This is a genomic window from Polaromonas sp. P1_G1, assembly GCF_056405595.1.
In genome coordinates, this window is sequence record NZ_JBFUBU010000026.1 from 1 (window position 1) to 22,558 (window position 22,558).

Here is a 22,558-nt window from a genome sequence, read left to right on the forward strand (position 1 = left end):
TAGCGAGACCCCGCCTGGACCCCGCCTGAACCGAGCACCGCAGGTTGCCCGCAGCGAAGCGGAGGGACGCAGCAACCAGGGTCGCCTTTTCTTTTGCTTACTTTTCTTTTGGCGAAGCAAAAGAAAAGTGAGTAGCCGCCGGGCTACCCCCGGCCAGCAACACTCAGCAGCGAGCGCTCAGGCCGGGGCAAGAACCGGCCTCAATCAACCGATCGTTTAAGCCGAATCTCTTCCAGCTTGACGCTGCCAAACGCCACAGTCTTGAGCGAGGGCATCTCCCGCTTGAACCCCGCAGCCTGTTCATAAAACCGCAACGCACGCTCATTGCGCAACAGCACCCACAGCGTGACCTGTGTGCAGCCCTCTTCCTTCAGGCCTTCGCGCGCGCCGTCCCAGAGGGCCAGGCCCGCGCCCTTGCCCCAGTGTTCGGGAAGCACGTACAAGGCCCAGATTTCACCGACGGTGGATTTGGTGCCGGCATCGCGGGAGCGGTCAAAGCCGACAAAACCGACGATCTGCTCGCCTTCGGTGGCCACCAGCAGTTGCGGTTCGCTGAACTCGATGGCTTCGCGCCAGTAGGCCTGGCGCTTTTCAACAGTGATCTTGGCGAGGTAGTCCTCGGGCATGAGATCTTTGTAGGCGGCTTGCCAGGTGGCAACATGGATCTCGGCGATGGTTTTGGCATCGCGGGGCGTGGCGGGTCGAACGGAATAGCTGGACATGGAAAATCGGGAGGGTTGTTCTTGGAGTCGGAAAATAATCCGGCGGAGCGGAATTGTCGCCCAGATTGCCTCCCTGCCGCCAATAGATTCGCACCAAAGCCGCCGAACGGCGGGCCGGCGCCCGGAAGCGACACGGGCGTCGGGTACATTCGGCGCACCATAACCCTTACAAGCGCGCTCACATCATGGCCCAACGCCTCCAGTTTCCCCTGCAAATGTCCTTCAAGCTCATGGCCGTTGCGCCACAGTTCCTGGTCAAGGACGCGCATAACCAGCCGGTGGCCTATGTCAAGCAAAAACTCTTCAAGCTCAAGGAGGCCATCGCTGTTTTCGCCAATGAGAAGCAGGACCAGCTGCTGCACCAGATCAAGGCCGACCGGATCATCGATTTTTCGGCGCTGTACAACTTCACCGATCCGCAGGGCGTGGCGCTGGGAGGCATCAAGCGGCGCGGCATGCGGTCCATCTGGAGGGCCGGTTTTGACGTGCTGGACAACGGCGTCACGCATTTCAGCATCAACGAAAAAAGCGTGATGACGCGTTTTCTCGACGGCCTGTTCAGCCAGATTCCCCTGATCGGACTGTTTTCAGGCTATGTGTTCCATCCCGCCTACCAGGTGACGCGGCCTGACGGCACGCTGGTGGCCGAACTCACCAAGCGGCCGGCCCTGTTTGAGGGACTCTTCACCGCCGAACAGATGGCCCCCTTCAGCGAGCGCGAAGAGCAGCAGTTGCTGCTGTCCCTGATGACCGTGCTGCTGCTGGAGCGCGCGCGCGGCTAAGGCGGGCACCCTCGCGAAGACGGACATGGACGACGACACCCAGCCCAGCGGCTCCGCCGCCGCACCCGTGTTCAGGGTCAGGCTGGACGCGGAGGGCGCACATTTCAGCGCCTCGCCGTCCCTGCCCATCCTGCAGTCGGCGTCATTGGCCGGCGTGGTGATGGACAGCTCCTGCCGCAACGGCACTTGCCGCACCTGCATCCGCAAGCTGGCCAGCGGCCAGGTGGCCTACCGCATCGAATGGCCTGGCCTGAGCGCCGAGGAAAAGCAGGCGGGCTACATCCTGCCCTGCGTGGCGTACCCGCTGTCGGACCTGGTGATCGCGGCGGCCGACTGAACGGCCGGCGCCACCGGCAGGTCCCCGGGCGACGAAGCGCCCTCGCCCAGCACGCGCTGCATCAGCACCGTGTCCACCCACTGGCCGAATTTGTAGCCGACGCAGCCCAGCGTACCGACGTGCGTAAAGCCCTGTACCTCATGCACCCGCAGCGAGCCGGTGTTGGCGCTGTTGCCGACCACGGCCACCATCTGACGGAAGCCGCGCTGCTCGCACTCGTGGATCAAGGCACGCAGCAAGGCGCTGCCGACGCCGGCCTGGCGCATGCCGGGCGCGACATAAATCGAGTCTTCCACCGTATGGCGATAAGCCGGCCGTGAGCGGTAAGCGCTGCCATAGGCATAACCCGCCAGCACCCCGTCGCGGCGAGCCACCAGGTAGGGATAACCGCCTCGCAGGATGTCGGCGCGGCGTGACAACATCTGGGCCGCCGTGGGTGGCTCCAGCTCGAAGGTGGCCAGATTGGTCGCCACGTAGTGGGCATAGATGGCCTGTATCGCTTCGATGTCGCTCTCGGCGCAAGGGTGGATGAAGAGCGCGCCAGCATCGGGCGCGGGCAGTGGCGCAGGGAAAGCCTGTGAAAGATGTTGCATGCCGCCATGGTTGCCCAAGGCCACTCATAAGTAAATATGTTGAAACTTATGGTTTTGATTAGAATTTCTTTGCATGCTCAACCTGGACCACCTGCGCACCTATGCGCTCATCGTCGAAACCGGCAGCTTCTCGGGCGCGGCCGAAAGGCTGGGCCTGTCGCAGCCGGCCGTCAGCCTGCAGATCCGGCAGCTGGAGCAGCGCCTGGGCGTGCGCCTGGTCGAGCGCGTGGCGCGCCGGGCCTCGCCCACGCCGGCGGGCCTGGATCTCCTGGCGCAGATCCGCCACGTGGACGCGGCGGTGGAAGGCGTGCTGACGGCCATGGCCTCGCATTCGGCCGACGTCACCGGCCGCGTGACGCTGGGAACCGGCGCCACGGCCTGCCTTTACCTGCTGCCGCACATCCTGCGTTCACTGAGGGTGCGCTTTCCCAATCTCAGCGTGCTGGTCAGTACCGGCAATACCGCCGACTTCGTCAAGGCGGTTGAGGGCAACACCATGGACATGGCGCTGGTGACCCTGCCCGTCAAGCGCCGCGCCCTAGTCACCACACCGATGCTGAACGACGAATTTGTGGCGGTGATTCCCAGGCGGGAGGCGGGGCTGCCCGCCCGCATCACGCCGGCCTTCCTGGCCAGGCGCGAACTCGTGCTGTTCGAGCCGGCGGCCAATACCCGCGTGATCATCGACCAGTGGTTCCGGGACGCGGGCCACACCCCCAGGCCCGTGATGGAACTGGGCAGCGTGGAGGCCATCAAAGAGATGGTGGCCGCCGGCCTGGGCTGCAGCATATTGCCGGCCATGGCCGTGACCGGCCCCGGGCAGCATCCCGAACTCGCCGTTCACCCGCTGTACCCGCGGCTGCAAAGAACATTGGCGCTCGTGATGCGCGGCGACAAGCCGGTCAACAAGGCCATGCGCCAGGTGATCTCCGCGATCGAGCAGCGAACAGGGAACTGAGCATTTCAGGCCCCGGCCAACATTCGACACAAAAAAACCCGCCGGCCATGTAGCGCGCTGTCAAACAACTGTGCCAGCATGTCAGGATGGAAATCCTGCCGCCGACCGCCGCCGTGGAAAGTCCCCGCAGCCTTCACAGCCCCTATAGCCTCACGCCGGCGCGCGACGCGGCCGCGAGTTTCGCGGAACTCGAGGAGCTCAAGGCAATTTTGCTGGCGGGCAGCGCCCACTTTGAAGTCGACGTCGTGGCCGAGGCGCACACCGCAGGTCCCTCGTTCCCGCTCTACACCGCCAGCATAGGCTCGCGCGACCCGCAGGCGCCCGCCGTCGGTTTCTTCGGCGGCATCCACGGGCTGGAGCGCATCGGCACGCAGCTGATCCTGCACTACCTGCGCGCACTGCTGTTTCGCCTCGAGTGGGACGAGTTGCTGCACCGCCAGCTCGAAAAAATCCGGCTGGTCTTCATGCCCATCGTCAACCCCGGCGGAATGTGGGCGCACAAGCGCGCCAACCCGCAGGGCGTGGACCTGATGCGCAACGCGCCGCAGCGCGCCGAGGGCCATGTGCCCTTCCTGGCCGGCGGACAGAGCATCAGCCCCTCGCTGCCCTGGTACTGCGGCCGGCCGGGCATGCCCATGGAGGCCGAGAGCGCGGCCCTGCTGCGCGTGGTGCACGAGCAGCTCGCCAGCCGCCCTTTCAGCCTGGCGCTGGACTGCCACTCGGGCTACGGTTTTGACGACAGCCTGTGGTTTCCCTATGCCAAGACGCGCCGGCTGATGCCGCACCTGCCCGAGATGTTCGCGCTGCGGACCATGCTGGAACAGTCGCACCCGCACCATGCCTACAGCTTTGAGCCGCAGAGCAACCAGTACCTGCTGCACGGCGACCTCTGGGACCACGCCTACGACCACGCGCCGCCGCGCCATGTGTTCCTGCCGATGACGCTGGAGCTGGGCTCCTGGCTGTGGATACGCAAGAACCCGCGCCAGCTGTTTTCGCGGCACGGCATCTTCAACCCCATGAAGGCGCACCGCACCAAACGCGTGCTGCGCCGCCATGCGGATCTGCTGGACTTCCTCACGCGCGCCGCCTTCGCCGCGCCGAACTGGCTGCCCTCGGGTGAGCGGCGCGCGCTGCTCACACAGCTGGCCACGGCGCACTGGCGGCCCAGGCGGGTGCGCTGATATGACCTGGGTACTGCTCAGGGGCCTGACCCGCGAGGCGCGACATTGGGGTGACTTCGCGGAGCGGCTGGCGCGCGCCTTGCCGGGCTCGGCCAGCGCGGCCACACGGGTAGTGGCGCTGGACCTGCCGGGCAACGGCGTGTTCTGCCGTAAAGACTCGCCGGCCACGGTGCGCGCCATGGCGGACTTCGCGCGTGAACAATTGCGGGCCCGCGACCTTGCGCCGCCCTATCGCCTGGTGGCGATGTCCTTGGGCGGCATGGTGGCCGCCGACTGGGCGCTGCGCCATCCGGAGGAGGTGGACGGACTGGTGCTGATCAACACCAGCATGCGGCCGCTGGGCCGCGCCAGCGAACGCCTGCGCCCCACCACCTGGCTGCCGCTGGCGCTGGTGGCCGCGCGCTGGCGCGATGCGGCCCATGCCGAGCGCGTGATCCACCGCATTACCTGCAACCGCAGCACCTCGCTGGAGCAGGACCTGGCCGCGTGGACCCGCATCCGCCAGGACGCGCCCGTCAGCGCCGCCAATGCCTGGCGCCAGCTCAAGGCCGCCGCGGCCTTTACCATGGCCGCGCCGCCCGCCTGCCCGGCTCTTGTGCTTTCGTCGGCGGCCGACCACCTCGTGCATCCGCGCTGCTCGGCCCGGCTGGCGCAGGCCTGGCAGGCCACCCACCACGAGCATCCCTGGGCCGGTCACGACCTGCCGCACGACGACGCCGACTGGGTCTGCCGGCGCATTGCCGATTGGGCGGGGGGCGGCTGAACTCGCCCTTTTTCCGCATCGTGGGCTGTCAAGGGTTTCCTGGGCGCAAAACCGGGTTTTGGCCGGGAGGCCCCGGGGCCGCAAGCCGACTCAGGCAAAATCATCCCTTGTCTATACAAGACGCGCCTTCCATGACGAACCCCACCTCACCCGAATCCCAGCCCGCCGGACTGCCGGCCAGTGATGGCGGCCAGGCCGCTACACCGGTGCGCAACAAGCGCATGTGGGTGCTGGCGCTGGGCACGGCGGCGCTCTGGAACCTGGACCCGGCCTTCGGCGAAATGGCCGAGATGATCGGCATGATTGCCTGCGCCGGCAACAAGACACTGGCCAAGGACGCCATCGCCCAGATGCGCAACAAGGCCGACAGCCTGCGCGCGAGGATCCCGCCCCTGCCCGCCAGCGCGCTGACCAAGGTCGTACGGCGTGCCGAAGCCGCCTGCGGCGCGGTGCTCGACAAGGGCGTGCGCGTCAAGGAAGTCGAGGCCAGCTGGGAGCACTTTGTCGCCTGCGTGCGCGCCTTGCCGGACAGGCACAGGTAGGCCGGCCCGCCGCCGCTCAGCGCGCTGCGTAAGGACTTTGCCGGTGCGCGAGCGCGCCCAGAGTCTGCATCGCTGCCTCAAAACGCTCGCTCCACGGATGCCCGTAATTGAGCCGCAGGCAGTGCCGGAAATTGCGGCGCGCTGAAAACACCGGCCCCGGCGCGATGCCTATGCCCTGCTCCAGCGCCGCCTGGTGCAAGGCCAGCGCGTCAAAGCCCTCGGCGAATTCGACCCACACAAAATAGCCACCCGCGGGACGCGACACGCGCACGTCCGGCGGGAAATGGCGGGCTAGGGCGGCCAGCAGGCTGGACAGCTGCGACTCCATCGCATGCCGCAGCTTGCGCAGGTGCTTATCGTAGCCGCCGTGCTGCAGGTAGTCGGCGATCGCCAGCTGCGCGGGCAGGCTGGCCGACAGCGTGGTCATGAGCCTGAGCCGCTCTATCTGCTGGCCGAAGCGCCCGGGCGACACCCAGCCCACGCGGTAGCCGGGCGCCAGCGTCTTGCTGAAAGAGCTGCAGTGCATCACCAGGCCCTTGCGGTCAAAGGCCTTGGCGGGCAAAAAACCGCGATGGCCGAAGTAGAGCTCGGCGTACACATCGTCTTCGATCAGCGGGATGTCGCGGGCGGCCAGCAGCGCGACCAGCGCTTTCTTTTTCTCGAGCGACAGGCTGGCGCCCGTGGGGTTCTGGAAAGACGTCATGAACCAGCAGGCCTTGACCGGGTGCCGCTGCAGCGCGTCGGCCAGCGCCGCCAGGTCCAGGCCGTCCTGCGGGTGCACCGGGATTTCCAGTGMCTTCATCTTGAGCCGCTCCAGCGCCTGCAGGCTGGCGTAAAAACCGGGCGACTCGACCGCGACCAGGTCGCCGGGCTGGGCCACGGCCGTCAGGCACAGGTTCAGCGCCTCCAGCGCGCCGTGCGTGACGATGAGCTCCTCGGCCGGCTGCGCCATGCCCATACCGAGGTAGCGCAGCGCGATCTGCCGGCGCAGACCCTCATCACCGCGCGGCAGGCTGACCACGGTGTCCGGCCCCTGGATGAAACGCGAACTGCGGGCCAACGACTTGCCCAGCCGCTGCAGCGGAAACAGCCCCGGCGCTGGGAAGGCCGAGCCCAGGGGGACGATGGCCGGGTCCTGCGCCGCACCCAGCACGGCGAACACCAGTTCGCTAACGTCCGGCCGCGGCGCCACCCGGGCCGCCTTGCCGGCCCTGCCATCGGCCGCGCCGCGCGCCGGCGCCGCCAGTTGCTGCATGGCCGAGGCCGTGACGTAATAACCCGAGCGCGGCTGCGCACGTACCAGGCCTTTTTCTTCCAGCCGGTAATAGGCCTTGAAGGCGGTGGAGGCGCTCAGGCCGTGCTGCGCCGTGATCGTGCGTATCGACGGCAGGCGTGTGCCGGGCGCCAGGCGCCCGCCGCGGATGTCGGCGGCCAGCAGTTCGACCAGTTGTTCGTAGCGTTTCATGAAGGGGCCATCTGATATTGCAATTTTCCGCTGTTTTTCATCTGATATGCTTTTTTCGACGGCAACTGATGCTTACGCGGACCGCTCATGTGCGGCATGATGGCCGCATGGAACAGACCTGTTTTGGACGCTTTTTGCTGCGCCCCCTACGCCGCCTACGCCTGCTGGCGCTGCCCGCCGCCCTGGCCTGGGCGGCGGCCGGCCCCGCGGCGGCGGCGCCACCTCCCTTTGAAGACAGCATCGCCCAGCGCGCCATGGCCTGCACCGCCTGCCACGGGTCGCAGGGCCGCGCCGCGCCCGACGGCTATTACCCGCGCCTGGCCGGAAAGCCGGCGGGTTATCTCTACAACCAGTTGCTCAACTTTCGCGACGGGCGTCGCCACTACGGCCTCATGACGCAGCTCATTGAGCCGCTCAGCGACGCCTACCTGATGGAAATCGCCACGTATTTCTCGCAGCTGGAGCTGCCCTACCCGGCCCCCCTGCCCGCCGCCGCCGCGCCCGAGGTGCTGCGCCACGGCCGGCAGCTTGTGCTCGAAGGCGACGCCGCGCGCCGGCTGCCGGCCTGCGTGCAATGCCACGGCCAGGCCATGACCGGCGTGGCGCCCGGCATTCCCGGCCTGCTGGGCCTGCCGCGCGACTACCTCAACGCGCAGCTGGGCGCCTGGAAGGCCGGCACGCGCCGCGCGCACGCGCCCGACTGCATGAAGGAAGTGGTGGCCCGCCTCACCGTCGAAGACATCAACGCCGTGGCCAGCTGGGCGGCCGCGCAGCCCCTGCCCGCCAGCACCAAGCCCGCTACCAGCCTGCCCCCGCTACCGCCCGGTGCGACCGCTATTACCTGCGGCAGCGCGTCCCCGCCCCCCGCAACGGCCGCGGGCCCTGCGAAGGCGCAAAAATGAAAAATAGCCCCTACGCTCCCTCACTACGTGTGGTCGCTGCCCCCCGAGGGGGCGCTTTTCATCTTGGGGCGGCCCGGCGATGAAAAAACTCTTCAAAACCGTGCTGGTCCTGGTGGTCCTGGCCGTGGGCGCAGGCGCGCTGGTCTGGGCCCTCAATGTGCGCGACGAAATCGACGTGAAGGCGCCGGTGGCCAACGCCGCGCCCAGCGAAAGCCTGATCGCGCGCGGCGCCTACCTGGCGCGCGCCGGCAACTGCCAGGCCTGCCACACCGCGCCGGGCGGACAGGCTTATGCGGGCGGGCGCGGCATCGCCACGCCCTTCGGCACCGTCTTCACCTCCAACCTCACGCCCGACGACAAGACCGGCCTGGGCACCTGGTCGTCGGCCCATTTCTGGCGCGCCATGCACAACGGCCGCTCCAAGAACGGCCGGCTGCTGTACCCCGCCTTTCCCTACACCAGCTACACCCAGGTCACGCGCGAAGACTCGGACGCGCTATTCGCCTACCTGGGCAGCCTGCCCCCCACGGTGGCGCCCAACCTGCCGCACGCGCTGCGCTTTCCCTACCAGTCGCAGGCGGCGCTGGCGGTGTGGCGCGCGCTCTTCTTCAGCCCCGGCGTCTACGAGGCCGACGCCGCGCGCGGCGCCGAGTGGAACCGCGGCGCCTACCTGGTCAAGGGCCTGGGCCACTGCGCGGCCTGCCACACCGCGCGCAACGCGCTGGGCGCCAGCGACCAGGGCCTGGACCTGGCCGGCGGCCTGATCCCGATGCAGAACTGGTATGCGCCCTCGCTGGCCTCGCCCTATGAGGCGGGCGTCGGCGACTGGGACAAACAGCACATCGTGAGCCTGCTCAGAAACGGCGTCTCGCCGCGCGCCTCGGTCACCGGCCCCATGGCCGAAGTCGTGCAGCGCAGCACCCAGTATTTAAGCGACGCCGACCTGGGCGCGATGGCGCAGTTCCTGAAAGAGCTGCCCGCCACACACACCGCACCGCCGGAGCCGGTCGCCATCAGGACCGGAGGCGAGTCGGTGGAACGCGCCGCCAAACTCTATGAGCAACACTGCGCGCAATGCCACGGCGCCAAGGGCGAAGGCATCGCCAACGCCTATCCCGCGCTGGCCGGCAACCGCGCCGTGGCCATGGGCCAGGCCGTCAACCTGGTGCAGATCGTGCTCAACGGCGGCTACGCGCCCGCCACCGCGGGCAACCCGCGGCCCTTCGGCATGCCGCCTTTTGTACTGGTGCTCAATGACGCCGACATGGCGCTGGTGCTCACGCACATCCGCCAGTCCTGGGGCAACCGGGCCAGCGAGATCACGCCGCTGGAAGTGAACCGGATACGGGCGAGTACGGGACGGTAACTGGGTTGCACTTACCCCAACCAGAGTTGGCCGGAAATTTTCCGCCGGACTGTATTCAACAAAAAAATAACTTCACATTAAAAACGGCAGGAACGACGAGAGCGGTTTCGACAGTAAGCGCAACCATGTGAATACACTCACGGTGTCAGAAAACATACGCGCACAAGAGCGAGGGCAACATGAGCTATTTGAAAACCGTCTTTATCGCCAGGCGCGAGGGCCTCATCACACTCCTGGGTAGTCTGATTTACCTTGCAGTTTGGACTGCCCATACGTACCAACCAGCGCTGTCACCAGTCCCTCCGTTCTACGGGATGCTGAGCCTTTACATCTCAATGGCTCTTGGGCTCGTATACGCTCAAATGGGAGGATTCAGTCGAAAGAGGTTTGAATCCGGGCTGTTCAACACAGCAATGCTGATCCTTGTCATGCTGGTACCCTTTTTTGTGGCTGTTCAGTCGGCGCTGCGCCGGTAAAGAGAGAAGGCATTCCTCAAGACCCTGGCGCCGGCGTAACCATCCTGTCGCGTTTGGAGAGCGAGGGAAACATCCTGAACCACGCCACCGCCACCAACAGCGTGCCCACGCCGCCGGCCACCACCGAGCCGACCGGCCCGAGTAGCGCCGCCGTGGCGCCCGATTCGAACTCGCCGAGCTGGTTGGAAGCGCCTATGAACACCGAGTTGACGGCGCTGACGCGGCCGCGCATCTCGTTGGGCGTCTCGATCTGCACCAGGGTCTGGCGCACCACCACGCTGACCATGTCGGCCCCGCCCGAAATGGCGAGCACCAGCAGCGACAGCACAAAACTGGTCGACAGGCCGAACACCACCATGCAGACGCCGTAAAGAGCAACCGCCGACAGCATGGTAGGCCCGACGCGGCGCTCGAGCGGCCAGCGCGTGAGCAGCGCCGACATCAGCAGGGCGCCTGCCGCCGGCGCACCGCGCAGCAGGCCCAGGCCCCAGGGCCCGACGTGCAGGATGTCTTTGGCGAACATGGGCAGCAGCGCGGTGGCGCCGCCCAGCAGCACGGCGAAAAGATCCAGCGACACGGCGCCCAGCAGGGCCTTGCGCTGCCAGACGAATTCGACGCCAGCCAGCAGCGTCCGCAGCGTCACCGGTTCGCGCGGCGGCGGCGCATGGTCGTAGCGCAGCACCGCGATCAGCACGCAGCCGGTAGCAAAAAGGAAAGCACAGGTGGCGTAAACCGCCGTGGCGCCGGCCACAAAAATCACGCCGCCCAGGGCCGGCCCGCCGATCACCGCCGCCTGCATGCCGGCCGAGCTGAAGGCCATGGCGCGTGGCAGCATGGCGGGTGGCACCAGCACCGGGGTGAGCGCCTGCTGCGCCGGCATCTGGAAGGCCCGGGCCACACCCAGCAGTACCGACACCGCGAGCAGCAGTTCGCGCGAGGCCCAGCTGTGGTGGGCGCCCCAGCCCTGCGTGGCGGACACCAGGATCATCGCCACCGTGGCCTGTGTGACCAGGCAGCCCGCGATGATGCGGCCGCGGTGAACGCGGTCTGCCACATGCCCCGCCACCAGCGTGAGCAGCAGCGCCGGCATGAACTGGTACAGCCCCACCAGGCCCAGGTCCCAGGCGCTGCCGGTCAGCTCGTACATCTGCCAGCCCACCGCCACCATCAGCATCTGGTTGCCCGTGGTGCCGAAAATCCGTGCGAACCACATGCGCATATAGGCGCGCTGGCGGGTCAGTTCCTTGAAAGTGTGTGTCGGCATGCGGGCGTGAAGCTTAACAGCGCCACGTCAACGCGGCGTCTCTGGGGATATTGGCGTGGGGAGGGTTGTGCGGGAGGCGTCCGCGCGGCAGTTAACATGGCGACATAACAACAGCAAGCAACACACCTAGGAGGTCGTTATGCACCGCATCGTCATCGTTGGAGGAGGCGCCGGAGGGCTGGCGCTGGCTACGCAGCTGGGCAAGCGCCTGGGCAAAAAAGGCCAGGCCGAAGTCACCCTGGTGGACGCCGCCCGTACCCATGTCTGGAAACCGCTGCTGCACCAGCTGGCCGCCGGCAGCTATGACACGCATGCCGAAGAAATCGAATACCTGGCGCAGGCGCGCTGGAACCACTTCAAGTTCCGCCTGGGCAGCCTGACCGGCGTGGATCGCCAAAGCAAGACTGTTCAGCTGGCCGCCAGCCACGACGAGGCCGGCCGCGAGATCACGCCGGCCCAGCAGCTGGGCTACGACACCCTGGTGATTGCCGTGGGCAGCCAGACCAACGATTTCGGCACGCCGGGCGCGGCCGAGCACACCATCAAGCTGGACAGCCCGCAGGCGGCCAAGCGCTTTAACGACCGGCTGATCAACGCCTGCATACGCGCGCAGACGGTGCCGCGCATGGCCGGCAGCGGGCGCCTGACAGTGGCCATCGTGGGCGGCGGCGCCACCGGTGTGGAACTGGCCGCCGAGCTGCACGCCGCGGCGCGCGTGCTGGCCAACTACGGCTTCGACCACATCCACCCCGAAAAAGACCTGCAGATCGTGCTGGTGGAAGCCGCGCCACGCCTGCTGGCCCAACTGCCCGAGCGTCTCAGCGAATCGGCCATGCGCGAGCTGCGCAAACTGGCCATCGAGGTGCACACCAATGAAAAAGTGGTCGAAGTCACCGCCGACGGCCTGAAGATGGCCAGCGGCAAGGTGGTCTCGTCCAGCATCACGGTGTGGGCCGCCGGCGTGAAGGCGGCGGACTTCCTGCGCACCCTGGGCGGCACGCCCGAAGGCGGCGAGGCGCTGGAGACCAGCAAGCTCAACCAATTGGTGGTCAACGGCAACCTGCAGACCACGCGCGACGCGAGCATCTACGCCTTTGGCGACTGCGCCGCCTGCCAGCAGCCCGACGGTACCTGGGTGCCGCCGCGCGCACAGGCCGCCTACCAGCAGGCCATGTACCTGGCGCGTTCCTTGTCCGACCTGATCGCCGGCAAGCCGGTCGCGCCTTTTGTGTTCAAGGACCAGGGTTCGCTGGTCTCGCTGTCCGAATATTCCTCGGTCGGCAGCCTGATGGGCAGCCTCACCAAGGGCAGCTTCTTCATCGAGGGCCAGTTGGCCAAGATCATGTACTGGGCCCTGCACAAGCAGCACCAGCTGGCGCTGGGCGGCTTCAAGAAAACCGCGCTGATCACCTTGTCTGAAATGCTGGACCGGACCTATCGCCCGCGCATCAAGTTGCACTGATAATCAGGCATCCCCTTTATCAATCCACCGGAGAAAACCATGGCAAAAGGACAGCAGAACAACAACAAGATGGTCAAGAAACCCAAGAAGGACACCTCGCCGCCCAAGACGGTGTCGCCCGACGCGGTGCGCCCGACCATCGTGACCCAGGTGCCGCTGCGCGGCAAGCTGAAGAACAAATAAGCCTTGATGGCCGGCACTGGCGACTCGCCTGCAAACCTGCCCACGGACGTCCCGGCTGCTGCTCCGGCACAGCCGGGCAATCCCTTGCACGGCGTCAAGCTGGAGGCGATCGTCACCGCGCTGTCAGACCATTACGGCTGGGAAGAGCTGGGGCAGCGCATCAATATCCGCTGCTTTACCAGCGAACCCAGCGTGGCGTCCAGCCTGAAGTTTTTGCGCAAGACACCCTGGGCGCGCGAGAAGGTCGAAAGCCTTTACCTCTTCATGCTGCGGGAGGTCAAACGCAGCAGCCCGCCGGTTCACAATTTTCCGCCGCCCAAGCCAAAGGCCTGACCCCGCTCCAAAGAGCTGCTCAAAGCGGGTTGGCGAACAAGAGCATCATGGCGATACCAACACCGATCAGGAAGTTGGCGTCAATCAGCCCGGCCAGCAAAAACATCTTGACCTGCAGCGGCTCCATCAGTTCGGGCTGGCGCACGGCGCCCTCCAGAAAGCGCCCGCCCATCGCGCCTATGCCCAGGCAGGCGCCTATGGCACCCAGGCCTATGATCAATCCACATGCAATGGCAATGGCACCTGCGTCAGTCATGATTTTTCTCCTTGGTTAAAAACTTTGTCGATGACTGAATCATGAAGGCCGGCCCGTTGCAGAACAATGACCTGGCAGGTAATGGCGCCGCGGCCACCGGTTTCGGGCTGCTGCATGCCGACGACAGCCTGCTGGTGCTGGATAAACCCGCAGGCCTGCTCGCGGTGCCCGGGCGCGGCGAAGGCAAGCAGGACTGCCTGAGCGCGCGCGTGCAGGCGATTTACCCCGACGCGCTGGTCGTACACCGGCTGGACCAGGCCACCTCGGGCCTGATGCTGATGGCGCGCGGGGCGGCCATGCAGCGCGCGCTGAGCCTGGCTTTTGAAAACCGCGAAGTCGGCAAGCGCTATGTGGCCGTGGTGGAGGGCCGCCTTCCCTCACCCGCCGATGCGCAAGCCTGGAGCCTCATCGACCTGCCCATCATCGTGGACTGGCCGCGCCGCCCGCTGCGCATCATCGACGCCGAACGCGGCAAACCAAGCCGGACCCGCTGGCGCGTGCTGGCCTTCGACGCGGCCACCAACACCACGCGCGTGGAGCTCGAACCGGTCACCGGCCGATCGCACCAGCTGCGTGTACACCTGCAGGCGCTGGGCCACCCCATCCTGGGCGATACCCTTTATGCCCCTGCCGAGGTGCAGTCCAAGGCCCCGCGCCTGCTGCTGCATGCCGCGGCGCTGCAGTTCACGCATCCGGCCGGCAGCCTGGCCTTGTCGTTTGAAAGCAGTCCCGGCTTTTAGGGCTCAGCGGCGGCGCAAGCGGCCCGGGCGTCCCGGCGCTAACATCGAGCCATGAAACACCTCACCCTCCTCACAGGCGCCTCGCGCGGCATGGGCCTTTCCATGGCGCGCCAGCTGCTCAGCGCCGGCCACACCGTGCTTTGCATCTCCCGCACTTCGGTGCCCGATCTCGACGCGCATGCCAGGCACGTGGGCGCCACGGTGCTGCAGTGGGAGCATGACCTGGCCGACAGCGGCTCCCTCAACGGCAAGCTGGAAAGCTGGCTCAAGGATTCGCAGGCTGAAGGCCCCTGGGCCAGCGCCACCCTGATCAACAACGCGGGTGTGATCCCGCAGATCGCCCCCTTGAGTGATATCGACGCCGGCGACCTGGCCCGCGCGCTGCGCGTCGGGCTGGAGGCGCCCATGCAGGTCACCGCCGCCTTCCTGCGCGCCACCGGCGACTGGAAAGCGCCGCGCAAAGTCCTCAATATTTCATCGGGCCTCGGACGCAGGGCCATGGCCTCTCAGGCCGCCTACTGTGCCGCCAAGGCCGGCATGGACCATTTCACGCGCAGCCTGGCATTGGAGGAGGCCCTGAAGCCGCATGGCGCCAAGGTCTGTTCACTGGCGCCGGGCGTGATAGACACCGGCATGCAGGAGCAACTGCGCGCGGCGCCAGCCGAGGCCTTCCCCGACCGCGCCTCGTTTGTGGGCCTGAAGACCGGTGGCTCGCTGACCTCGCCCGACGATGCGGCGGCGCGCATCATTGCATTCCTCGACCGCCCCGACTTCGGCACCAACCCGGTGGCCGACGTCAGGGACCCGGCTTAGTAAATCTCAGGCACCACGATGTCCTGTGGAACCGGATTGCGCACATAGTCCTCGTGGCGCACGCGGTCCGGCAGCACGATGGCCGGGTGTTCGGTTTCCTGGTAGGGCATCTGCTGCAGCAGGTGGTGTATGCAATTGAGGCGCGCCTTTTTCTTGTCGACAGCCTGCACCACCCACCACGGGGCTTCGGGAATGTGGGTGCGCTCCAGCATGATTTCCTTGGCCTTGGTGTATTCCTCCCAGCGCCGCCGCGATTCGAGGTCCATGGGACTGAGCTTCCACTGCTTGAGCGGGTCGTGGATGCGGCCCAGGAAACGCAGGTGCTGCTCTTCGTCGGAGATGGAGAACCAGTACTTGATCAGCTGTATGCCTGAGCGGCCCAGCATTTTTTCGAATTCAGGCACGGTACGGAAAAATTCCTCGTACTGCTCGTCGGTGCAAAAGCCCATGACGCGCTCCACGCCGGCGCGGTTGTACCAGCTGCGGTCGAACAGCACGATCTCGCCGGCCGCCGGCAGGTGCGACACGTAGCGCTGGAAGTACCACTGCGTGCGTTCGCGGTCATTGGGGGCCGGCAACGCCGCCACACGGCAGACGCGCGGATTGAGCCGCTGGGTGATGCGTTTGATGACGCCGCCCTTGCCGGCGGCATCGCGGCCTTCAAACAGGATGACGACCTTGTGGCCGGTGGCGACCACCCAGTCCTGAAGCTTCACCAGCTCGGCCTGCAGGCGGAACAGCTCGCGGAAATACTGGCGGCGGTATTCCTTGTCCTTGGCCAGTTCCTGCGGGCTGCGGCTTTTGTCCTCGCCTATCAGTTCGGCCACCGTGCGGTCTTCGATTTCCATCTCCAGCTCTTCGTCGAAGCTGTCGATCAGGTCATTGCGGATACGCCGCATCAGGTCTTCGTCACTTGAATTCAAGGGTTTCTCCCAAAAACCGAAAGCCGGTCGCACCCCAGCGTACCGGACCTCCATGGCAGTTTGATGAAAAAGCCCGGCGGAACGGGTCAGGATTTTTTGAGTATTTCGTAGATCTCGTCCTTGACCTTGAGCCGCCTTTTCTTGAGGTCTTCCAGCCCCTCGTCGGTGATGGCGCCCACGCCCTGCTCGTAGCGCGTGATGGCGTGGTTGTCGCTGTCGTACTGGGTGAAGAGGCTGGCAAAATGCGGGTCGGACACCTTGAGGCTACGCATTTTCTGCAGGTATTCCGGAAACTCGTGTGCCAGGTCGTGATTCAGCAAGTCCATTGGGAAGCTCCTTGTATGGCCGTTGATCGCCGCGGGAATCTCTCGGGGAAGGGTCAGCTTAGTCCCTGACCACCAGCACCGGCAAGTGGGCATGTGAGAGCACCTGGGCGGTGACGCTGCCCAGCACCAGCTTTTCAAGCCCGCGCCGGCCGTGCGAGCCCATCACGATGAGGTCGGCGCCGACCGTTTCGGCGGTGTCCAGGATGCCGCGGTAAACCGCATGGCCTTCGACAACGGAGCCGGTCGCGGCGATGCCTACGCCGTCAAAAGCCTGCTTGGCGGCCTTGATGGCCTCGTTGGCCTCGGCGGTGGCCGCGCTCAGGTACTCGGCCTGGCCGTAGGCGAAGTCGGTGCCGACTCCGGTGAAGGCATAAGGGTCTATGACGTAGATGACCGTCACCTCGGTCTTGAACGCCTGCGCGACGGCCAGCGCATTGCCTATGGCCTTTTGCGAGGTTGCCGAGCCATCCACGGGGACGAGAATGTGCTTGTACATGATGCGCTCCTTGAAAACCCTGGACAGATTCTCAGGCACCAGCCCCTCCCGGGTCAATGCCGGCCCCGGCCGGCCCGCGGAAGGAGCGGCCTTGCATCATTTATAGATCAGGGCGCCCCGGGGGCGTCGTCAGACAAGACGCCGAAAACGGCGGCCTTGCCTGTTTCGGCTTTTGCTTACTCAGCCTTGATGTTGGCTGATTTCGCCAACTGCGCGTAGCGCGCGAGGTCGGCCTTGATGAGCTTGGACAGCGCGGCGCCATTGCCGGACAGCGGCTCGACACCGGCGCCCGAAAGGTTTTCTTTCACGGCGGGTTCGGCCAGCACTTTTTGCACGTCAGCATAGATTTTGGCCACCACTTCAGGCTTCATCTTGGCCGGGCCCATGAGCGCGTACCAGATGGAGAAATCCAGCGGCTTAAGGCCCTGCTCTTCAAACGTCGGCACCTGCGGCATCAGCTGGTAGCGCGCGGCGGTCGACACGCCGATGGCGTTGAGCTTGCCGGTCTTGAGGTGCGGCGCGGCGAGGTTGGCGCTCAGGATGGCCAGTTGCACCTGGCCCCCCACCACGTCGGTGAGCGCCGGGGCACAGCCCTTGTAGCCCACGTTGGTGGCGGCGACGCCGGACTTCTGCTTGACCAGCTCCATCACGAAATGCTGGGGCGTGCCGACACCGCAGGAGCCGTAGTTCAGCGCCGTCGGGTTGGCCTTGGAATAGGCGACCAGTTCCTTGAGGTCCTTGATGTTGGTGCTCTGGTGCGATACCAGCGCGATCGGCGTGAGGCCCAGCAGCATGATGGGCGTCAGGTCTTTTTCCGGGTCGTAGTTGAGCTTGCCGTTGACGGCCGGATTGACCACCATGGTGCTGTTCTGCAGCAGCAGCGTGTAGCCGTCCGGCGGCGCATGCACCACGGCCTCGGTGCCGATGTTGCCCGAGGCGCCGGCGCGGTTGTCCACCGCGACGCCCTGGCCCCAGATGGCCTGCAGGCGCGCGCCTATCTGGCGCGCCAGGATGTCGGAGCCGCCGCCCGTGCCATACGGCACGATGACGCGCACCGCGCGCGAGGGATAGTCCTGCGCCAGCGCGGAGGTCGCGCCCAGGCAGCTCAGGGACATCACGGCGGCCAGCGCCAGCAGTCTGGGGAATTTCATGGTTTGCCTTTTCGCTTTCGTGTGGTGTTGCGAGTGGTGAAGAAATTACTCAACGGCCCCGATCGCCCGGCTCCACAACTCCCAGGGCCGCATGACCTGGCCCTCGTTGGTGTTCATGGCTTTGTCGGCTTCTTCGGGCGTCAGGAATTCGATGGGGCCCAGCGCGCTGGCGGTGAGTTGCAGCTTGGCGTTTTCCTCGGCGTACACGGCGCGGTAGACCGCGCGTTCCAGCGAGGGTGCCACCACGGTGGAGCCGTGGCCGCGCATCAGCACGCAGGTGTGCTGGCCCAGCGCCTTGGCCAGGTCCTTGCCGAGGCCCATGTCGCGGATCAGCAGGTCGGTGTTGCCGTTGGATTCGCGGATTTCATACAGCGACGAGCCGCTGCCCAGGAAACCGCTCATGTGGAAGATGGGGCGCAGGCGCTGGCCGGTCACGCCGAAGGGAATCACGCTGGGCGAATGGCTGTGCACCACGGCCATGACATCGGGCCGCGCGCGGTAGATCTCGCCGTGGATGAAACGCTCGAGGTAGGAACGCAGCGTCGACTCGCCCACCAGGTCGCCGTTCAGGTCGTAGGTCAGGATGTCGGCTTTTTTGACCAGGCCGGGCGCCCGGTTGCAGGACAGCAGGAAATGGTCGGGCGATTTGTCATGGCGCACGCTCACATGGCCGAAGCCGTCCACCACACCCTGGGCATAGAGGATGCGGTTGGCCATCACGAGTTTTTCGACGAGTGCGGGATCGGGTGCGGGAAGCGTCATGGAGTCTCCTTATTAACAACGACCGGGAGGACGTTTTTAATAAGTATACATATTACATTCGGAGTTTTCCAGGCAAATGGCGGAAAACAAAGGGTAAACCCGTCCTCTTCAATGAATCGCCGGCCCGCGGCTTGTGGCCGCGCCAGCGCTCCCGTATCAAGGCTCGATCTTGACGCCCTTCCAGAAGGCGATGTGGCCCTTGATGTTGTCGGCCTCGGGCTTGGGATCGGGGTAGTACCAGGCGGCGTCGGTGTTCATTTCGCCGTTGACCAGCAGCGAGTAATAACTGGCCTGACCTTTCCAGGAGCACATGGTGTGATGGTTGCTGAAGGTGACGTAGTCGCGGTTGAGCGAACTCTCGGGGAAGTAGTGGTTGCCTTCCACCACCACGGTCTCGTCGCTTTGCGCAATCACTGCGCCGTTCCAGATGGCTTTCATGGGGATTTCTTTCTGCGGATGCTGATAGCGGTGAACAGGGGCCAATGCTACGCCCCCGGCAGGAGGCCCTGCGGACCAGGGGTTTATTCTCGCCGCCCGCGCGCAATCCGGCTGGAAGGCGGCCAAAAAAATGCCGGTGACGGGCACCGGCATTTACGCGGGGGAGCAGCAGTGGAGGGTCCGGCCGTCAGTCGTGGCCCTTGCCGTGCTTCTCACCACGGCCGTGGTCATCGCCGTGTCCCTTGTGCTTGTGCTTCTTGTGCTTGCCGCGCTCGTAGTCCTCATCGCCCTGGACTTTCACGAAGTACACCGGCTGGCCACAGGCGTTGTACTTTGCGCAATGCTTGGACCATTTTTTGGCATGGCCGGGAGGCACGTGCAGGTACATCGGCGGCTGCTGCACCACCACCGCCGGGCGTTGGATGATGACAGGCTGCGCATAGACCAGCGGCGGGGGCGGCGCGTTGCCGATTTCAATGCGGCCGTAAACACCGGGCGACAGCGCGCCTTCGACGGTGGCAGTGGCATAAGGGCCAGCGGCCATGGCCGCGCCGCCCGACAGAGTCAGGGCCGCGACAAAACCGGCCAGTAGGATTGGTTTGAATACTTTCATGGGGTGTCTTCTTTCTTTTAAGGAGCAGTTCGTGCGCGACGATGCTCTTCATCAAGTAGGGGCTGCAGGCGCAGCGCCGCCCTCGCGGGCCCCCTCTTCACCAGCAGGGGCCGCGGGACTGGCTTCGCCAGACCGCAGGCGCAGCGCCCCCTCGGGGGGCAGAGAGCTACACGAAGTGAGCGAACGTGGGGGCTCTATTTAGGCCAGGCGGAGATTCTTGCCCTCGACGATCACCTTGGCACCCACGGCCACGGCGCTGGACAGTTCCATGTTGCGGACCGAACCGTCGTCCATGCGCACGCGCACTTCATAGACGGTGACCTTCTTCATGTTCTTTTCGATCTGGTTGCCGGCAAAGGCGCCGCCGGCGACACCGAGGACGGTCATGGCGGTCTTGCCGTTGCCGCCGCCCACCTGGTTGCCCAGCAGGCCGCCGACAACGCCGCCTGCGACGGTGCCCAGGCCGATGGTGGTATTGCCGACATCCACGCCATTGACCTTGCCCTGGCGCTGCACCGGCGTCACGGCTTCCACCGTGCCGCAGGCCGCGCAGACATTGGCTCGCGGCGATGCTTGCGCGACTACGGTCGGGGTGGTGTGCGGCTTGGCGGCTTGCGGTTTGGGCGAATCCGCCAGTTTGGCAACCTTGGCGGGTTCATTGGCGGGGGCGTAATCCGATACACCCGGCTGCGCGTCGGAGCGGTTGACGACCAGCGCGGCGGCCAGCGCCATGACGGTCACGCCGAGCACGGCGATGATGGCGACCAGGGCCTTGCTGTGCTGCAGGCGCTGGGCGAACCCCGGTTGGGAAGCGGGGGCATTAACGACTTGGTTGTTGGTATCCATGATGGACTCCTTCTGTGTGAGCCCCAGTTGTAACCAAGCCGTTTGATACATCCTGTAGGACGAGGTGACATTCGTAAGGAAAGCTTTCCGCGTCTTGCCAAAACCGTGCAATTTTCCGCATATCAACGCGGCTTTATGGCTGCCTCACCAGCGCTTGACCGGCGCTTTACACGCCGCCATGGGGGTGTGTCGGGTCCACCCAGAGCACGGTATCGGGTTTTTCGACCGGTTCGATGTCGAGGTTGACGGCCACCGCTTCGCCGTCGCTGCGGCACAGCACGCACTCCAGCACCTCGGTCGGGCTGGCGTTGATTTCTTGGTGCGGCACATAGGGCGGCACATAAATGAAGTCACCCGGCCCAGCCTCGGCGGTGAACTCCAGGCGCTCGCCCCAGCGCATGCGGGCTTTTCCGCGAATCACATAGATCACGCTTTCCAGGTGGCCGTGGTGGTGGGCGCCGGTCTTGGCATCGGCATGGATGGTGACGGTGCCAGCCCACAGCTTCTGCGCGCCTACGCGGGCGAAGTTGATGGCCGCGCGCCTGTCCATGCCGGGTGTCTGCGCGGTGTTGCTGTCAAGCTGGTTGCCCGCGATAACGCGCACGCCGTCATGTTTCCACGGCGGGTCGGCCTGGCCCTGGGCATGGGGATGGGTGTGCCCGGGGCCGTGGGAGTGGTCGTGGTCGTGCGGGTGATGCGGAAGCGTGGGGTCGTTGCTCATGCCGCCAGCGTACACCAGCCGCGCGCATTCAGTCCAGGACCACCACATGCCCTTGCTGCGGGTCCATGCGCCCGCCGTGCATGTCCTCAATCAAGGCTTGCGCCGCTTCAAAACCATGATGCTCACGCAGTTGCATCCAGGGCCGGTCCGCATCGCTGACGCGGCGGATAAACGCCAGCTGCGCCTCGTTAAAACGCTGGTTGACCACGGCATGGCCCCAGTCGGCGTTGCGCTTTCGGATCTGCACCGGCGCGAAATAAAACTTCGGTTCCGGCCCCGGCATGTCCAGCGGTCGCAGGAACTGCGTGTTCTGCGCCGAACCCGCATAGCAGTCATAGACCAGCGATTCGCCGAAATGCGTGTGCACCGCGATGCGCAGGCTCTCGTCGCCCGAAAAATCCACATACAGCGTGGGCGTGCCGCGGTCCAGCTTCGGCAACTCTTCATAACTCGCCACTTCGCCGTAACAGCCCAAGGCTTCGACAAAGCCCTTGTTGCGCGCCGAGGTCAGCGCGATCCGCTTGATCTGCGGAAAGGCCCTCAGGCAAAAAGCCGTGCCATAGCCGGTCTTGCTCGAAGCGCTGGAGAACACGAGCTGTTCCGCGCCAAAAAATGCGTTGTCCTGCAAAAAATCCGCCAGCATGAACGACGTGATGAACAGCGGGCGCACCAGCATCTGGTAGTTCTCGTCTTCCGGACGGTAAGCCGCGTCGGCGCTGCAGCGCATGTACTGGTTGTAGGCCGAAGTCAGGGTTTTGCGGTGCGCGGCGCCATCGTAAAAGCCGCGCTCCGTCACACGCTCGGGTCGCACACGCAAGTGGCTGGCGATGGGGAAGTAGCCGTAAAAGCGCTCACCCACCTCTACACCCGGCACGCTGGAGCTTTCCACGTCGGCAAAGCCCCACACCGGCATATGGCCCCAGTCCGCCTCGCCGGTCGGGAAAAAATCCCAGTACTGCATTGCGTCGCCAAAGGCCGCGTAAGTGATGTTGTTGGTGGTGACGGCCACGCGCCGGATTTTCAGGACGGCCTCGCCCGGCGTGTCGCCTGCGGGATGCTGCTGGTCCACCCGCGTGTGATTCAATGCATTTTTGCGCGTGAGCAGCCGCGTCAGCAGGGCCGGATTGTTCATGGTGTCTTC

At 65.6% G+C, this 22,558-nt stretch carries 29 protein-coding genes; 14 read left to right on the forward strand and 15 right to left on the reverse strand.

Annotated elements, in window-relative coordinates; genetic code table 11:
• Positions 1 to 200 precede the first annotated feature (200 nt).
• The gene (locus tag AC1D1Y_RS14290; protein WP_477655286.1) at positions 201 to 722 is read right to left on the reverse strand and encodes an N-acetyltransferase family protein; all 522 of its coding nucleotides are present in this window, start codon (positions 720 to 722) and stop codon (positions 201 to 203) included.
• Positions 723 to 907: 185 nt separating this feature from the next.
• On the opposite strand from AC1D1Y_RS14290, the gene AC1D1Y_RS14295 reads away from it, so the two are divergent.
• Positions 908 to 1,504: an LURP-one-related family protein gene (locus tag AC1D1Y_RS14295; protein ID WP_477682907.1), complete on the forward strand. Its 597-nt coding sequence runs from the start codon at positions 908 to 910 to the stop codon at positions 1,502 to 1,504.
• Between the two features lie 25 nt (positions 1,505 to 1,529).
• On the forward strand, positions 1,530 to 1,841 hold the full coding sequence (locus tag AC1D1Y_RS14300; protein ID WP_477655284.1) for a 2Fe-2S iron-sulfur cluster-binding protein: 312 nt from the start codon (positions 1,530 to 1,532) through the stop codon (positions 1,839 to 1,841).
• Here the strand turns inward: AC1D1Y_RS14300 and AC1D1Y_RS14305 are convergent.
• The gene (locus AC1D1Y_RS14305; RefSeq protein WP_477682908.1) at positions 1,781 to 2,434 is read right to left on the reverse strand and encodes an N-acetyltransferase family protein; all 654 of its coding nucleotides are present in this window, start codon (positions 2,432 to 2,434) and stop codon (positions 1,781 to 1,783) included. The genes AC1D1Y_RS14300 and AC1D1Y_RS14305 overlap by 61 nt on opposite strands.
• Before the next feature lie 73 nt (positions 2,435 to 2,507).
• Between AC1D1Y_RS14305 and AC1D1Y_RS14310 the strand changes: the two genes are divergently transcribed.
• From AC1D1Y_RS14310 to AC1D1Y_RS14325, 4 genes are all read left to right on the forward strand, one after another.
• On the forward strand, positions 2,508 to 3,392 hold the full coding sequence (locus tag AC1D1Y_RS14310; protein ID WP_477655282.1) for a LysR family transcriptional regulator: 885 nt from the start codon (positions 2,508 to 2,510) through the stop codon (positions 3,390 to 3,392).
• 86 nt (positions 3,393 to 3,478) lie between these two features.
• Complete coding sequence (locus tag AC1D1Y_RS14315; RefSeq protein ID WP_477682909.1) at positions 3,479 to 4,576, forward strand: M14 family zinc carboxypeptidase; 1,098 nt, start codon at positions 3,479 to 3,481, stop codon at positions 4,574 to 4,576.
• Position 4,577: 1 nt separating this feature from the next.
• Positions 4,578 to 5,339: an alpha/beta fold hydrolase gene (locus tag AC1D1Y_RS14320; protein WP_477682910.1), complete on the forward strand. Its 762-nt coding sequence runs from the start codon at positions 4,578 to 4,580 to the stop codon at positions 5,337 to 5,339.
• A gap of 131 nt (positions 5,340 to 5,470) precedes the next feature.
• Positions 5,471 to 5,881 (forward strand): hypothetical protein, encoded by a 411-nt coding sequence (locus AC1D1Y_RS14325; protein WP_477682911.1) that lies wholly within the window; start codon positions 5,471 to 5,473, stop codon positions 5,879 to 5,881.
• 16 nt (positions 5,882 to 5,897) lie between these two features.
• Here the strand turns inward: AC1D1Y_RS14325 and AC1D1Y_RS14330 are convergent, their stop codons facing one another.
• The gene (locus AC1D1Y_RS14330) at positions 5,898 to 7,346 is read right to left on the reverse strand and encodes an aminotransferase-like domain-containing protein (RefSeq protein WP_477682912.1); all 1,449 of its coding nucleotides are present in this window, start codon (positions 7,344 to 7,346) and stop codon (positions 5,898 to 5,900) included.
• A gap of 107 nt (positions 7,347 to 7,453) precedes the next feature.
• On the opposite strand from AC1D1Y_RS14330, the gene AC1D1Y_RS14335 reads away from it, so the two are divergent.
• The 3 genes from AC1D1Y_RS14335 to AC1D1Y_RS14345 all read left to right on the forward strand — a co-directional run bounded on the left by AC1D1Y_RS14335 (position 7,454) and on the right by AC1D1Y_RS14345 (position 10,090).
• Complete coding sequence (locus tag AC1D1Y_RS14335; RefSeq protein WP_477682913.1) at positions 7,454 to 8,248, forward strand: c-type cytochrome; 795 nt, start codon at positions 7,454 to 7,456, stop codon at positions 8,246 to 8,248.
• A 79-nt stretch (positions 8,249 to 8,327) separates the two neighbouring features.
• Positions 8,328 to 9,614, forward strand: coding sequence for a c-type cytochrome (locus AC1D1Y_RS14340; RefSeq protein WP_477682914.1), 1,287 nt, complete (start codon positions 8,328 to 8,330; stop codon positions 9,612 to 9,614).
• A 179-nt stretch (positions 9,615 to 9,793) separates the two neighbouring features.
• Entirely contained in the window at positions 9,794 to 10,090 is a 297-nt protein-coding gene (locus AC1D1Y_RS14345) for a hypothetical protein (RefSeq protein ID WP_477682915.1), read from the forward strand.
• A 16-nt stretch (positions 10,091 to 10,106) separates the two neighbouring features.
• Here AC1D1Y_RS14345 and AC1D1Y_RS14350 read toward each other — a convergent pair whose 3' ends face one another.
• On the reverse strand, positions 10,107 to 11,354 hold the full coding sequence (locus AC1D1Y_RS14350; RefSeq protein ID WP_477682916.1) for an MFS transporter: 1,248 nt from the start codon (positions 11,352 to 11,354) through the stop codon (positions 10,107 to 10,109).
• Positions 11,355 to 11,493: 139 nt separating this feature from the next.
• On the opposite strand from AC1D1Y_RS14350, the gene AC1D1Y_RS14355 reads away from it, so the two are divergent.
• From AC1D1Y_RS14355 to AC1D1Y_RS14365, 3 genes are read left to right on the forward strand one after another with little or no spacing between them, the layout of a single operon-like run.
• Positions 11,494 to 12,816: an NAD(P)/FAD-dependent oxidoreductase gene (locus AC1D1Y_RS14355; RefSeq protein WP_477682917.1), complete on the forward strand. Its 1,323-nt coding sequence runs from the start codon at positions 11,494 to 11,496 to the stop codon at positions 12,814 to 12,816.
• A gap of 39 nt (positions 12,817 to 12,855) precedes the next feature.
• The gene (locus AC1D1Y_RS14360; RefSeq protein WP_164483755.1) at positions 12,856 to 12,999 is read left to right on the forward strand and encodes a hypothetical protein; all 144 of its coding nucleotides are present in this window, start codon (positions 12,856 to 12,858) and stop codon (positions 12,997 to 12,999) included.
• A gap of 6 nt (positions 13,000 to 13,005) precedes the next feature.
• Positions 13,006 to 13,332, forward strand: a complete 327-nt coding sequence (locus tag AC1D1Y_RS14365; protein WP_477682966.1) for a VF530 family protein — start codon at positions 13,006 to 13,008, stop codon at positions 13,330 to 13,332.
• Between the two features lie 19 nt (positions 13,333 to 13,351).
• Here AC1D1Y_RS14365 and atpE read toward each other — a convergent pair whose 3' ends face one another.
• The gene (atpE, locus tag AC1D1Y_RS14370) at positions 13,352 to 13,588 is read right to left on the reverse strand and encodes a F0F1 ATP synthase subunit C (protein WP_436153757.1); all 237 of its coding nucleotides are present in this window, start codon (positions 13,586 to 13,588) and stop codon (positions 13,352 to 13,354) included.
• A gap of 41 nt (positions 13,589 to 13,629) precedes the next feature.
• Here atpE and AC1D1Y_RS14375 point away from each other — a divergent pair, with 41 nt between their 5' ends.
• Together AC1D1Y_RS14375 and AC1D1Y_RS14380 are read left to right on the forward strand one after the other, a co-directional pair.
• Entirely contained in the window at positions 13,630 to 14,328 is a 699-nt protein-coding gene (locus AC1D1Y_RS14375) for a pseudouridine synthase (RefSeq protein WP_477682918.1), read from the forward strand.
• Positions 14,329 to 14,379: 51 nt separating this feature from the next.
• Entirely contained in the window at positions 14,380 to 15,141 is a 762-nt protein-coding gene (locus AC1D1Y_RS14380) for an SDR family NAD(P)-dependent oxidoreductase (RefSeq protein ID WP_477655269.1), read from the forward strand.
• Here AC1D1Y_RS14380 and ppk2 read toward each other — a convergent pair.
• The 10 genes from ppk2 to AC1D1Y_RS14430 all read right to left on the reverse strand — a co-directional run bounded on the left by ppk2 (position 15,138) and on the right by AC1D1Y_RS14430 (position 22,549).
• Positions 15,138 to 16,040 (reverse strand): polyphosphate kinase 2, encoded by a 903-nt coding sequence (gene ppk2 / locus AC1D1Y_RS14385; RefSeq protein ID WP_477655290.1) that lies wholly within the window; start codon positions 16,038 to 16,040, stop codon positions 15,138 to 15,140. The two genes, AC1D1Y_RS14380 and ppk2, sit on opposite strands and share 4 nt — an antisense overlap.
• 110 nt (positions 16,041 to 16,150) lie before the next feature.
• The gene (locus tag AC1D1Y_RS14390; RefSeq protein WP_436153754.1) at positions 16,151 to 16,390 is read right to left on the reverse strand and encodes an HP1242/YdcH family protein; all 240 of its coding nucleotides are present in this window, start codon (positions 16,388 to 16,390) and stop codon (positions 16,151 to 16,153) included.
• Between the two features lie 58 nt (positions 16,391 to 16,448).
• Positions 16,449 to 16,886, reverse strand: a complete 438-nt coding sequence (locus AC1D1Y_RS14395) for a universal stress protein (RefSeq protein ID WP_477682919.1) — start codon at positions 16,884 to 16,886, stop codon at positions 16,449 to 16,451.
• Positions 16,887 to 17,062: 176 nt separating this feature from the next.
• Positions 17,063 to 18,037 (reverse strand): Bug family tripartite tricarboxylate transporter substrate binding protein, encoded by a 975-nt coding sequence (locus AC1D1Y_RS14400; protein ID WP_477682920.1) that lies wholly within the window; start codon positions 18,035 to 18,037, stop codon positions 17,063 to 17,065.
• A 45-nt stretch (positions 18,038 to 18,082) separates the two neighbouring features.
• Entirely contained in the window at positions 18,083 to 18,799 is a 717-nt protein-coding gene (locus tag AC1D1Y_RS14405; protein WP_477655266.1) for a class II aldolase/adducin family protein, read from the reverse strand.
• Positions 18,800 to 18,955: 156 nt separating this feature from the next.
• Positions 18,956 to 19,237: a DUF427 domain-containing protein gene (locus AC1D1Y_RS14410; protein ID WP_477655265.1), complete on the reverse strand. Its 282-nt coding sequence runs from the start codon at positions 19,235 to 19,237 to the stop codon at positions 18,956 to 18,958.
• A gap of 187 nt (positions 19,238 to 19,424) precedes the next feature.
• Positions 19,425 to 19,850, reverse strand: a complete 426-nt coding sequence (locus AC1D1Y_RS14415; protein WP_477682921.1) for a hypothetical protein — start codon at positions 19,848 to 19,850, stop codon at positions 19,425 to 19,427.
• 198 nt (positions 19,851 to 20,048) lie between these two features.
• Positions 20,049 to 20,696 carry a glycine zipper 2TM domain-containing protein gene (locus tag AC1D1Y_RS14420; RefSeq protein WP_477682922.1) on the reverse strand — a complete coding sequence of 216 codons (648 nt, stop codon included), beginning with the start codon at positions 20,694 to 20,696 and terminating at the stop codon, positions 20,049 to 20,051.
• Between the two features lie 166 nt (positions 20,697 to 20,862).
• Complete coding sequence (locus AC1D1Y_RS14425; protein WP_477682967.1) at positions 20,863 to 21,417, reverse strand: cupin domain-containing protein; 555 nt, start codon at positions 21,415 to 21,417, stop codon at positions 20,863 to 20,865.
• A gap of 28 nt (positions 21,418 to 21,445) precedes the next feature.
• Positions 21,446 to 22,549, reverse strand: a complete 1,104-nt coding sequence (locus tag AC1D1Y_RS14430; RefSeq protein WP_477655261.1) for a DUF2855 family protein — start codon at positions 22,547 to 22,549, stop codon at positions 21,446 to 21,448.
• Positions 22,550 to 22,558 lie beyond the last annotated feature (9 nt).

Coding starts and splice junctions, on each gene's coding strand:
- AC1D1Y_RS14290 (WP_477655286.1), bottom strand. CDS start 722: ATGTCCAGCTATTCCGTTCGACCCGCCACGCCCCGCGATGCCAAAACC.
- AC1D1Y_RS14295 (WP_477682907.1), top strand. CDS start 908: ATGGCCCAACGCCTCCAGTTTCCCCTGCAAATGTCCTTCAAGCTCATG.
- AC1D1Y_RS14300 (WP_477655284.1), top strand. CDS start 1,530: ATGGACGACGACACCCAGCCCAGCGGCTCCGCCGCCGCACCCGTGTTC.
- AC1D1Y_RS14305 (WP_477682908.1), bottom strand. CDS start 2,434: ATGCAACATCTTTCACAGGCTTTCCCTGCGCCACTGCCCGCGCCCGAT.
- AC1D1Y_RS14310 (WP_477655282.1), top strand. CDS start 2,508: ATGCTCAACCTGGACCACCTGCGCACCTATGCGCTCATCGTCGAAACC.
- AC1D1Y_RS14315 (WP_477682909.1), top strand. CDS start 3,479: ATGGAAATCCTGCCGCCGACCGCCGCCGTGGAAAGTCCCCGCAGCCTT.
- AC1D1Y_RS14320 (WP_477682910.1), top strand. CDS start 4,578: ATGACCTGGGTACTGCTCAGGGGCCTGACCCGCGAGGCGCGACATTGG.
- AC1D1Y_RS14325 (WP_477682911.1), top strand. CDS start 5,471: ATGACGAACCCCACCTCACCCGAATCCCAGCCCGCCGGACTGCCGGCC.
- AC1D1Y_RS14335 (WP_477682913.1), top strand. CDS start 7,454: ATGGAACAGACCTGTTTTGGACGCTTTTTGCTGCGCCCCCTACGCCGC.
- AC1D1Y_RS14340 (WP_477682914.1), top strand. CDS start 8,328: ATGAAAAAACTCTTCAAAACCGTGCTGGTCCTGGTGGTCCTGGCCGTG.
- AC1D1Y_RS14345 (WP_477682915.1), top strand. CDS start 9,794: ATGAGCTATTTGAAAACCGTCTTTATCGCCAGGCGCGAGGGCCTCATC.
- AC1D1Y_RS14350 (WP_477682916.1), bottom strand. CDS start 11,354: ATGCCGACACACACTTTCAAGGAACTGACCCGCCAGCGCGCCTATATG.
- AC1D1Y_RS14355 (WP_477682917.1), top strand. CDS start 11,494: ATGCACCGCATCGTCATCGTTGGAGGAGGCGCCGGAGGGCTGGCGCTG.
- AC1D1Y_RS14360 (WP_164483755.1), top strand. CDS start 12,856: ATGGCAAAAGGACAGCAGAACAACAACAAGATGGTCAAGAAACCCAAG.
- AC1D1Y_RS14365 (WP_477682966.1), top strand. CDS start 13,006: ATGGCCGGCACTGGCGACTCGCCTGCAAACCTGCCCACGGACGTCCCG.
- atpE (WP_436153757.1), bottom strand. CDS start 13,588: ATGACTGACGCAGGTGCCATTGCCATTGCATGTGGATTGATCATAGGC.
- AC1D1Y_RS14375 (WP_477682918.1), top strand. CDS start 13,630: ATGAAGGCCGGCCCGTTGCAGAACAATGACCTGGCAGGTAATGGCGCC.
- AC1D1Y_RS14380 (WP_477655269.1), top strand. CDS start 14,380: ATGAAACACCTCACCCTCCTCACAGGCGCCTCGCGCGGCATGGGCCTT.
- ppk2 (WP_477655290.1), bottom strand. CDS start 16,040: ATGCGGCGTATCCGCAATGACCTGATCGACAGCTTCGACGAAGAGCTG.
- AC1D1Y_RS14390 (WP_436153754.1), bottom strand. CDS start 16,390: ATGGACTTGCTGAATCACGACCTGGCACACGAGTTTCCGGAATACCTG.
- AC1D1Y_RS14395 (WP_477682919.1), bottom strand. CDS start 16,886: ATGTACAAGCACATTCTCGTCCCCGTGGATGGCTCGGCAACCTCGCAA.
- AC1D1Y_RS14400 (WP_477682920.1), bottom strand. CDS start 18,037: ATGAAATTCCCCAGACTGCTGGCGCTGGCCGCCGTGATGTCCCTGAGC.
- AC1D1Y_RS14405 (WP_477655266.1), bottom strand. CDS start 18,799: ATGACGCTTCCCGCACCCGATCCCGCACTCGTCGAAAAACTCGTGATG.
- AC1D1Y_RS14410 (WP_477655265.1), bottom strand. CDS start 19,237: ATGAAAGCCATCTGGAACGGCGCAGTGATTGCGCAAAGCGACGAGACC.
- AC1D1Y_RS14415 (WP_477682921.1), bottom strand. CDS start 19,850: ATGAAAGTATTCAAACCAATCCTACTGGCCGGTTTTGTCGCGGCCCTG.
- AC1D1Y_RS14420 (WP_477682922.1), bottom strand. CDS start 20,696: ATGGATACCAACAACCAAGTCGTTAATGCCCCCGCTTCCCAACCGGGG.
- AC1D1Y_RS14425 (WP_477682967.1), bottom strand. CDS start 21,417: ATGAGCAACGACCCCACGCTTCCGCATCACCCGCACGACCACGACCAC.
- AC1D1Y_RS14430 (WP_477655261.1), bottom strand. CDS start 22,549: ATGAACAATCCGGCCCTGCTGACGCGGCTGCTCACGCGCAAAAATGCA.